The organism is Plantactinospora alkalitolerans, from assembly GCF_015690345.1.
In the GTDB taxonomy this organism is placed as follows: Bacteria; Actinomycetota; Actinomycetes; order Mycobacteriales; family Micromonosporaceae; genus Plantactinospora; species Plantactinospora alkalitolerans.
On the sequence record NZ_JADPUN010000332.1, the window covers coordinates 1 to 9,572 of the forward strand.

Below are 9,572 nucleotides of genomic sequence, written 5' to 3' on the forward strand. Positions count from 1 at the left end.
CCTCGTGCCGGCCCCGGCCGCGCTGGCCGAGCACCACTGGCTCACCGGCGACCGGCAGCGTGCTGCCGACGCGGTGCGGCCGTGCTTCGACCGGGCCGTCGAGGCGGAGCTGCCCTGGCCGGTCGGCGAGTTGGGATACTGGCTGTGGCGAGCGGGGGAACCGGTCGAGTTGCCCGACTGGGCGGCGGCGCCGTACCTGCTGACGGTCCGGGGCGACTGGGCCGGCGCGGCGGACCAGTCGCAGCGGCGGGGCTGCACGTACCCGAGGGCGGAAGCACTGTCGCACGGCGACGCGCCGGCCGCCGCCGAGGCGTTGGCGTTGCTGGACCGGCTCGGCGCCGGCGCCGTGGCCCGACGGCTGCGCGCGGAGCTGCGCGAACGCGGCATCTCCGGGGTGGCGCGCGGGCCCCGGCCGTCGACCGGTGCCAACCCGTCCGGGCTGACCGCGCGGCAGTTGGAGGTGGTGGGCCTGCTCGCCGACGGGCTGAGCAACGCCGACATCGCGCGACGCCTCTCCCTGTCGGTCAAGACGGTCGACCACCACGTGTCGGCGGTCCTCGGCAAGCTCGGCGTGGCCACCCGGGGCCGGGCCGCCGCGGTGGCCCGGGACCTGGGACTGGTACCACCAAGATAGGGAGTTCTCCCGATTCGCGACCCGGTGCTGGACACCTAGCGTGACCGGAAGACCACCACCGAGGGGGGAACATGAGCACCATGCTCGACCTGGGCGCGATCAAGTCCCGGCAGCAGAAGACCTGGGCCAGCGGGGATTACCACGCGGTGGCCGCGCGGATCTACCTGATCTCCGAACTGCTGGTGGCCGCGGCCGACCTGCCGGCCGGTGCGGAGGTTCTCGACGTCGCCACGGGCAGCGGCAACGCGGCGATCGCGGCGGCTCGGTGCGGCTGCGCCGTGACCGGCCTGGACTACGTACCGGAACTGCTGGCGCGCGGGCGGATCCGGGCGGCCGCCGAAGGGCTGCCGATCGAGTTCGTGACGGGGGACGCCGAGCAGATCGGCTACCCGGACGGCACCTTCGACGCCGTGCTGTCCTGTGTCGGGGTGATGTTCGCGCCGGACCAGGAGAAGGCGGCGGCGGAACTGGTCCGGGTCTGCCGGCCGGGCGGAACGATCGCGCTCGCGAGTTGGACGCCGGACGGGTTCATCGGCGACCTGTTCCGCACCGTCGGCCGGCACGTACCGCCGCCCAAGGGCCTACGGCCGCCCGCCGAATGGGGCACCGAGCAGCGGCTGGGCGAACTGCTGGGCACGTCCGTGACCGGGATGCGCGCGACCAGGCGGGAGTTCGTCTTCCGGTACGCCACCCCCGAGGAGTTCGCCGACTTCTTCCGGGAGAACTACGGGCCGACGCTGAAGGCGTTCGAGGCACTCGGCCCGGAGCACGGCAAACCGCTCTACGCCGACCTGGTCGAGCTGGCACGGCGGTCGAACGTGGCGACGGACGGCACCGTCCGGATCCCGTCCGCCTACCTCGAGGTCGTCGCGACGCGGGCGGGCTGACCAGCCGAACATCCGGCCAGGTGACCCCCGGTTGCGGAGGGATCAGCGGAGGATGGTGCGCGCGACGCGGAAGTCCAGGTCGTCGATCTCGAAGGTCGAAAAGCTGCGACGGCGTACCGAGGCCCGGCAGCTCCAGTGAGCGCTTTTCATCCTGCCTAGCGGTTGGCTTCAACGCGGTGCAGAACCAGGATGGCCTGCACGATCGTGGTTGCCCGGCGTGGGCAGCAGCGCAGCTTGACCAGGATTTTCCAGGTCTTGAGAATGGCGATCGCGCGTTCGCCGCGGGCGCGGATCTTCGCGTGGGCGCGGTTGACGGCCTTCTGCCGGCGTGACAGGTTCGGCCGGAACCGGCGCCGTTTGAAGGGGGCCTTGATCTAAGAGACAGAACCTAATTAGTGCCCGGTCCCGGGGGTGTAGAGGTCGTCCTCGGTGACGACCGGGGCGATGTCGTCCTCCGGGCGGCCGACCCGCGCGGCCGAGCCGAACATCGCGCCACGGGCCGGGAGCACCGGGGCGAAGGATGCGAAGCCGCGGCGCTGCGGGATGTCGTCGTAGACCGCCTCCATGCCGCCGCGCAGCAGGTAGGTCTCGTGCCAGAAGCCGGTGCCGCCGCTGTCGCGCAGGAAGTCGCGCCACCACAGGCGGTGCGGCTCGGAGCGGGCCCAGGCCAGCAGCGTGGGTAGGTCCCGCCAGTACTGGCGGATGCCGAGGTGCATGGGGAACAACGACCAGAGGAGCGGCTCGTGCGCGAGCAGCCCCTCCGGCTTGTCGTCCGACCGGCCGATCCGCGGGCCGCGGGCCATCAGGGTGCGCAGGCCGTAGAGCCGGTTGACGCGCATACCCAGATAGACCACCACCAGGTCGGGATAGGACGACAGGTCGACGGTCTCTCGATTGACGCGGCTCAGCATCGCCGGATCTCCTTCAGGTCAGGATCCTCCGATGGTAAGGCCGCGCACCGACCATCTACAGGACGTACTCCCCGCACGGTCGCGCGAGGAAGGACGAACGCCGAGATCGCCAAGGAACCGTGTCGTCGAACCCGAGCGCGGGCCGCGGTTGACGACACGGGTCTACGCATCGACCTTCCGGTGGCTGGTGAGACGTGGATAGGAGGCGAGCAGCCCCGCGGTGCTGCGGTCGACGGGCGGGTCGGGCAGATCGCCGAGCATCTCTACGATGTCCTCCTCGATTGGCACCTCCTGCCCGCTCAACTCCTCGTAGACATCGTCTGGGACGGCCGCGAACGTCTCGCCGTGGCAGAACAGATCGTGGCATCCGTCAACCGGCAGGTCGATGATCGTGTCCGGATCGCTGACCGCGAGATCGAAGGAGTGCTGGCCCCGCGTGATCAACCAGCTACGGTAGTCGGTGAAGCCGTCGTCGCTGAGATCGACGTCGCCTCGCGGGTCGCTGTGCAACAACGCGGCGGCAAGCCACATTCGTCGGGTGTACGCCCTGCGATGGGCCGCGACGAACTGGCGACGGAATCCCAGGACGTCGCTGGCGCTCAGGGCGGCAAGCGCGTCGGTCAGGAGTTCAGCCTGGCGACACGGGTCGACGAGAGTGCCGTCGACGATCTTCCAGAACCGGGCTTCGTCCATCACGGCACGGTACGAGCCGGCCGTCTCGGGCGGCAACGCCCGTACGACGCGAATCAGTGGATCCTTCGGTTGGGTGGAACCCACGGGCTTCCGACATCTCATCGCGATGCTCGCGCTCGCCGGAGCGTCGAGGCCGCGTCACGTGCTGTCGACGCGCGACGTCGGAACGGGCGACCTATTTTCCGACAGGTGTCGCCGTGGGAGTGGCTCCGGGTTGCGGTCCGAAGGCGGTCAGGAAGCGGTCCCGGAAGGAGTCCATCCGCCAGACCGGGGCCGTCGGGCCGGGCTTCAGGCCGTCCTGCCAGCCCCACCCGGAGATCCGATCGAGTACGGCCGGGTCGTGCGCCACGATCGTGATCGGTACGTCCCGGCTGGTCCTCTGCCCGATCACGACCGGGGAGGGCTGGTGGTCACCGAGGAAGACGAGCACGGTGTCGTCGTCGCCGTACTTCTCCAGATAGGAGATCGTGCTGTTCAGCGAGTACTCGATCGAGCGACCGTACTCGGTGCGTACCTTGGCGCGGTCGCGCCACAGCGTGCTCTTCGGCTCGCCCTGCTTGGCCATCTCCTCGAAGACCGATCCGTCGCCGAGACCGTCCCAGTCGAGCAGCCGGGGAATGGGCGTCCACGGTGCGTGGCTCGAGACGAGGGTGATTCCCGCCATCAACGGGGTGGAGTGCGGCGGCGCGTGTTCCAGGCGTTCGAAGGCGGACAGCGCGAACTGGTCGGGCATGGTGGCCCAGCTGAACTTGGGACCGTTGTACCCGAGCTGCCTCGAGTCGTAGACCTGGTCGTACTCGTACAGATCGCCCTCCGGCCAGGCTCGGGTGACGCCCGGCATGATGCCGACCGTCCGCCAGTTCGCCCGGCGGAACGCACCGGTGAGAGTCAGGCGGTCACTCGACACGACGCTGCGGTACCGCTGCTGATTGTCGATCCAGAGGCCGGACAGCAGCGTGGAGTGGGCCAGCCAGCTGCCGCTGCTGGTCGTCGGCGACGTGAGAAAGGCGCTGCGGGAGGAGAAGCCGGCCGCGTCCAGTCGCCGTGTGCCCGCATCGAGCACCGGGCCGATCTGCGGCGCGAGCTTCGGACTCTCGACCGCGTCGCGTCCGTAGCTCTCGACGAAGACGAGGAGGACGTCCTTGCCGCGCAGCCCGGTGAGCAACTGGTCGCCGGGTACGTCGCGGAACGCGTCGACGGCGGCCTGCCGGGCGTACTCCTGCTGATCCCGCAGGGCCGCGCGGGCCTGGTGCACCCGCCCGTAGGCAAGTCCGGCCGTGTTCTTCGCGGCCACCGGAACGCCGGGAACGATCTGCACGCCGAGCACCGCGCAGGCGACCCAGGCGGCCCCGAGCACCGCGACGCTGCGGGCCGCGACGGTACGGTGCTGTACCACGAGGCGGGTCAGGCGCAACACCGACAGCGTCATCAGGGCGAGTACGGCGACGACGAGAAGTACCACCACGATCGCGGCACCGATCGCACCGACCCGGCCGACCGAGTCCGTGAGAAACGCCATCGCGTCGTCGATCAGGACCCAGTCCAGTACCAGGTCGAACTGCCGGGCGAGGACGGCGTAGAAGCCCATGTCGATGATCTTCAGGATGCCCAGCAGGCCGAGGGCCGCGCCACCGAGTACCGCCACCACTCGCCTCGCCCTCGGCGGGAGGACCAGAACGAGGGCGAGACCGAGCAGTGCTTCGACCGGAACGCGTACGAGGCTCCCGGCCGTGACATCGTCGAGATTGTTCGGCGCGAGGAGCGCCAGCAGCACGAACAGCGCGGCCAGGGCGGTGGTGACGCGTGCGGCGACCCGGCGCCGCCTGTCCCCGGGAGAACTGCCGTCGCCGGCCAGGTCGGCGCCACGCGGACGGTCGTCCGTCACCGGGTCGTCCGTCACCGGGTCGCCATCCTTCACCGCGTCGTCCTTCACCGTCGTCCGTTCCTGGGCCGGACGCTGACGGAAGCGCGTGAAGAGTGACAACCCGAAGATCCTCTCGTGCCAGGCTGGTGGCGCGGCGGGGCAGGCTCCGCAACGCCGGGACCGTCCGTGATCTAGAACGGTTTTCCGGCGTCATCGGTTCAATCACCACGTCCGTCTTCGGTTCGGACGGTGGTGCGCGGGTCCGGCCCTGGCGAGGTCAGCCCGGTCGAATCGTCCTCCGGACCGGAGCCGTGACCGCCGCTCCTGGCGGGCGACCTATCTCACCGTGGCCTTCCTCGCCGTCACGCTCCTCGGCGTCGCCTTCCTCGCCGTCGCCTTCCTCGCCGTCGCGTTCCGCGCCGTCGCGTTCCGCGGCGTGGCCTTCTTCGCCGTGGCCTTCTTCGGCGTGGCCTTCTTCGCCGCCGCCCGCTTCGACGGCGCGGTCCGCTTCGCGGGAGCGGCCTTCTTCGCCGCCTTTGCCATGCTGGCCGCCCGCCTTCCCGGGGTCTTCGCCGCGGTGGCGCCGGTGGCACGCCGGGTGGCGGTGGCGACCTTCTTCGCGGCGGCGGTCCCCTTCCCGGGGGCCTTCTTCGCCCCGGTGGCCTTCCGGGCAGCGGCCGGCCTCGTCGTCGTACGGGTGCTGCCTCCCCGACCGTCCGCACGGCGGCTCGGCTGGCTCTTGGTGGACCGGATCGGGCCCGCTCGTCGTGCGTCGGCCATCTCAGCTCCTCCTCGTCCGGCGGTTGCCCTCGACCGCGTCGACGTCGGCGACGGTTCGTCGGCCCGGCCGGATTGGCCAGGCCGACGGCCAGGACAGCGACCACCACCCTGCCGGTCCGGCCGGGGAAGCTGTCTCCCCTCGGTTCGGGCGCCCTAAACACCGCTGGGCGGCTGCGCCGCGACGGAGTAGAGCCTGCTGTACCCGAACTGTCTCGCTGGCTGGATCGTCCATAATCGGAACGACTCCTAACGTGAGGGCACCCGATCGGCCCGCGATGTGAGGAGCACGACGTGTCTGATCCGTACCGGATCTCCGAGATGCCCGACGAAAGCTCCCCGACCGCCGCGCCGACGAGTATCCGGAGCGGAGCCCTCCGTCCCCTGCTGTGGCTACTCCTGGTGACCAGCGTCGCCGCCAACGTGGTGGCCTCGGCCGCCGGCAGCAACATGTTCATCGGTGCCGGATTCGGGCTGGCCGCCCTGGCCTGCGCCACGGCGCTGATCGTCCACCACTACCGGCACCGGCGTCGGTGAGCACCGCCGTGCCGAGCGGTCCCGGTGCGTACGACCTCCCCGACGACGCACTGTCCGCCGCCCGGCGAGGCGGGCAAGGGGCCGTGAGCGCTCGGGCCCGCGCCACTGTCGACGCCCTCGAACATCTCGTCGGTGGGCTGGGCACCGGCGTGCTGGCCCTGGTGGCACTGATCTGTCTGGTCGTCGCCGTGGCGACCTGCCTCGTCGGCATCGGGCTGTACCTTCTGCCCATCGCGCTGCGGGTGCAACGCGTCGTCGCCGACCGGGAGCGTGCCCGGCTCTCCCGATGGGGTCCGGAGATCGTCGGGCCGGAGCCGGTGCCGACCCGGCTGGCCGCCGCCGTACGGGACCCCGTGGTCTGGCGCGAACTGGGATGGGTGGTCTCGCACGCGACGCTCGGGCTCTTCCTCGGCCTGTCCGGGGCGACGCTGCCCCTCTACGTGGTGACCAACGGCACCAACCCGCTGTGGTGGTACCTGCTGCCACCGTCCGAAGCCACCGACACGCTGAGCCTCGTGCAGGTGGACAGCGGATGGGATGCGCTCGTGGTCAGCCTGATGGGCCTGGGCTGGCTCGTCGTCATGGTCGCCCTCACCCCGGGCATGGCCTGGTTGCAGGCGTTGCCCGGTCGCCGCCTCCTGTCCCCCGGTTCCGGCGCCGACCTCACCGTGCGGGTCGCGCAACTGACCGCGACCCGGGCCGCCGCGCTGGACGCGCACGCCGCCGAGTTGCGGCGGATCGAGCGGTCGCTGCACGACGGTACGCAGAACCGGATGGTCGCCGTCACCATCCTGCTCGGTGCGGCACGCCGTGCGCTGGAACGTGACCCCGCCGACGCCGGGGTGATCATCGACCGTGCCCAGGACGCCGCCGAGCAGGCGCTCGCCGAGCTGCGTGCCGTCGTACGCAGCATCCTGCCGCCGGTGCTGACCGACCGCAGCCTCGCCGACGCCCTGGCCGCACTGGCCGCGGACTCCCCGGTGACCTGCCAGGTCGATGCCGACGCGTTGGACCGGTGCGCCGCGTCGGTCGAGGCGACGGCCTACTTCGTGGTGGCCGAGGCGCTCACCAACGTCGCCCGGCACAGCGGGGCGAGGCACGCCACCATTAGGCTTCGACGCCGTGGGGATCAACTCTCCGTGGAGATCGTCGATGACGGCCGGGGTGGCGCCGACGAGCACCGTGGGTCGGGACTTCTCGGTATCCGCCGCCGGGTCGAGGCGCACGACGGGACATATGCACTGGCCAGCCCCATCGGCGGACCGACCACCCTCATCGTGAGCCTGCCGTGCGGATTGTGATCGCCGAGGACGACCCGCTGCTGCGCGAGGGCCTGGCGCTGCTGCTCCGGGCCGAGTCCCTCGACGTGGTGGCCACCACCGGCACTCCCGACGAGTTCCTGGTCGCCGTCGACGCACACCGTCCGGACGTGGCGATCGTCGACGTCCGGATGCCGCCCACCCACACCGACGAGGGGATCGTCGCCGCGGTCGAGGCCCGGCGCCGGCAGCCCCGGCTGGCCGTACTCGTGCTGTCGGCGTACGTCGAGCAGGCGTTCGCCACCGACCTGCTCGCCCAGGGCAGCTCCCGCCTCGGTTACCTGCTCAAGGAGCGCGTCGGGCGGGTACAGGAGTTCCTGGACGCCCTGCACCGGGTGGTGGGCGGGGGCACCGCCATCGATCCCGATGTCGTCGCGCAACTGCTGGTCCGGACCCGGCCGACCACGCCGTTGGCGCGCCTCACCCCTCGGGAGCGCGACGTGCTGGCGCTGATGGCCGAAGGACTCGGCAACGGTGCCATCGCCGAACGGCTCGTCGTCACCGACGGTGCCGTACACAAGAACATCCGGAGCATCTTCGCGAAGCTCGACCTGGCCCCCACCGACCGCGCGGACCGCCGGGTCACCGCCGTGCTGCGCTACCTCGAGGACGCCCACCGGCGGGGCTGAGGTGACCGGTGCCCGACCGGTACCCGAGAATGGTCGGCGTGGGTGTACCGGATGATCAGTTCCTGCGGATGGTGGACGGGCTCGCCGAGGTCGAGCGCGCCCAGGCTCGGGACTACACGTCCTTCAGCGTGGGCGGCAGGAAGTTCGGCTACCACTGGCCGCGCACGAAGACGGTCGGCCTGAAGCAGACCCTCTCCGAGCAGGCCGCGCTGGTCGCCGAGCGACCGGACGTCTTCGAGGTGCAGTTCACCTCCGGTGGCTTCGGCTGGGTGGTCGTCCACCTTCCGCGAATCGACGCCGACGAGCTCACCGAGCTGGTCTACGAGGCCTGGCAACTCTCCGCGCCCGAACGACTCGTCGACCAACACCCCCTGACCTGAGCACCGCTGCCGTCGACGTTCACGGGTGCGGCGCCCGCCGGCAGACGCGGGCGTGGCGCCGGCGCGCCGGACGCCGGTGGTCAGAAGAGGGTCAGCGGCTCGGCCGGAATCGGTTCGGGCAGGGCCTCGAGTTCGGGCGTACGCGCCCGGACGTCGTCGTGGAAGCGTCGCGCGAGGGTGGGGGCGTCGGCGTTGTCCGGGGTGTGGATGAACATGGTCGGCGACCGACCCTCACGCAGCCATCCGCTGACGACGTCGACCCAGTGCTGCCAGCCCTCGACCGTCCGCGCGGGGTCGTCGCGGCCGAGGTACCGGACGATCGGCCGGTCGGTCAACGCGAGCGCTCGGAGCGGCATGCGCGGCTTCTTGGTCCAGGCCTCCCGTTCCGCGTCGCTGGTCGGGGTGCTCCGGAAGAGGGCGGTGGTGTCGAACGGGATCCATTCGGCGGCTGCGGCGGTGAGAACCTCCTCGAGAAGCCGCGTCGAGCGGGGGTCGTCGAAGAACCCGGGATGGCGGACCTCCACGGCGTACCGGTGGGTCTCGGGAAGTCGGCGCAGGAACTGGGCCAGCACCGAGACGTCCGCCGGCGCGAACGATCCCGGAAGCTGAACCCAGAGGGCGTGCAGCCTCGGACCGAGTGGCTCGATCGCATCCAGGAATACGCGAAGCGCGTCGTCGACGTCGGTGAGTCGACGGTCGTGCGTGATGAGCCTCGGAAGCTTGATCACGAATCGGAAGTCGGGCTCGGTCTGTTGCGCCCACGAGGCCACGGTGTCCCGGGCCGGGGTCGCATAGAACGTCGTGTTTCCCTCGACCGCGTTGCACCAACTGGCGTAGTGCCGTAGGCGCGCCGAAGGCGGAAGCGGATGCGCCAGAAGACGCCCCTGCCATGACTTGTGAGTCCACATCGCGCAGCCCACATGAAGACGCACGGCCCGCTC

Annotated in this window: 11 protein-coding genes and 2 pseudogenes; 7 read left to right on the forward strand and 6 right to left on the reverse strand. The window is 70.8% G+C overall.

Annotated elements, in window-relative coordinates; genetic code table 11:
* A partial coding sequence (locus I0C86_RS35790) for a helix-turn-helix transcriptional regulator (RefSeq protein WP_196205739.1) occupies positions 1–634 on the forward strand: 634 nt, incomplete at its 5' end.
* Positions 635–705: 71 nt separating this feature from the next.
* The gene (locus I0C86_RS35795) at positions 706–1,521 is read left to right on the forward strand and encodes a class I SAM-dependent methyltransferase (RefSeq protein ID WP_196205740.1); all 816 of its coding nucleotides are present in this window, start codon (positions 706–708) and stop codon (positions 1,519–1,521) included.
* Between the two features lie 42 nt (positions 1,522–1,563).
* On the opposite strand, the pseudogene I0C86_RS44050 reads toward I0C86_RS35795, so the two are convergent.
* The 5 genes and pseudogenes from I0C86_RS44050 to I0C86_RS35815 form a co-directional block, all read right to left on the reverse strand.
* Positions 1,564–1,659, reverse strand: a pseudogene (locus I0C86_RS44050) (formylglycine-generating enzyme family protein); the annotation flags it as partial.
* Between the two features lie 17 nt (positions 1,660–1,676).
* Positions 1,677–1,895, reverse strand: a pseudogene (locus tag I0C86_RS35800) (transposase family protein); the annotation flags it as partial.
* An 18-nt stretch (positions 1,896–1,913) separates the two neighbouring features.
* Positions 1,914–2,432 carry a monooxygenase family protein gene (locus I0C86_RS35805; protein WP_196205741.1) on the reverse strand — a complete coding sequence of 173 codons (519 nt, stop codon included), beginning with the start codon at positions 2,430–2,432 and terminating at the stop codon, positions 1,914–1,916.
* A 162-nt stretch (positions 2,433–2,594) separates the two neighbouring features.
* Complete coding sequence (locus tag I0C86_RS35810) at positions 2,595–3,125, reverse strand: DUF4240 domain-containing protein (protein WP_196205742.1); 531 nt, start codon at positions 3,123–3,125, stop codon at positions 2,595–2,597.
* Positions 3,126–3,300: 175 nt separating this feature from the next.
* Positions 3,301–5,109, reverse strand: a complete 1,809-nt coding sequence (locus I0C86_RS35815; protein ID WP_196205743.1) for a sulfatase-like hydrolase/transferase — start codon at positions 5,107–5,109, stop codon at positions 3,301–3,303.
* 226 nt (positions 5,110–5,335) lie between these two features.
* On the opposite strand from I0C86_RS35815, the gene I0C86_RS35820 reads away from it, so the two are divergent.
* From I0C86_RS35820 to I0C86_RS35840, 5 genes are all read left to right on the forward strand, one after another.
* Entirely contained in the window at positions 5,336–5,926 is a 591-nt protein-coding gene (locus I0C86_RS35820) for a hypothetical protein (RefSeq protein WP_196205744.1), read from the forward strand.
* Between the two features lie 134 nt (positions 5,927–6,060).
* Positions 6,061–6,303 carry a hypothetical protein gene (locus I0C86_RS35825; protein WP_196205745.1) on the forward strand — a complete coding sequence of 81 codons (243 nt, stop codon included), beginning with the start codon at positions 6,061–6,063 and terminating at the stop codon, positions 6,301–6,303.
* An 83-nt stretch (positions 6,304–6,386) separates the two neighbouring features.
* Complete coding sequence (locus tag I0C86_RS35830) at positions 6,387–7,604, forward strand: sensor histidine kinase (RefSeq protein WP_323374051.1); 1,218 nt, start codon at positions 6,387–6,389, stop codon at positions 7,602–7,604.
* Entirely contained in the window at positions 7,592–8,251 is a 660-nt protein-coding gene (locus I0C86_RS35835) for a response regulator (RefSeq protein ID WP_196205746.1), read from the forward strand. Before I0C86_RS35830 ends, I0C86_RS35835 begins: the two co-directional genes overlap by 13 nt.
* Positions 8,252–8,289: 38 nt before the next feature.
* Entirely contained in the window at positions 8,290–8,631 is a 342-nt protein-coding gene (locus tag I0C86_RS35840) for an MmcQ/YjbR family DNA-binding protein (protein WP_323374052.1), read from the forward strand.
* An 80-nt stretch (positions 8,632–8,711) separates the two neighbouring features.
* On the opposite strand, the gene I0C86_RS35845 is transcribed toward I0C86_RS35840, so the two are convergent.
* Positions 8,712–9,539, reverse strand: a complete 828-nt coding sequence (locus tag I0C86_RS35845; protein WP_230395347.1) for a DUF72 domain-containing protein — start codon at positions 9,537–9,539, stop codon at positions 8,712–8,714.
* Positions 9,540–9,572: the final 33 nt, after the last annotated feature.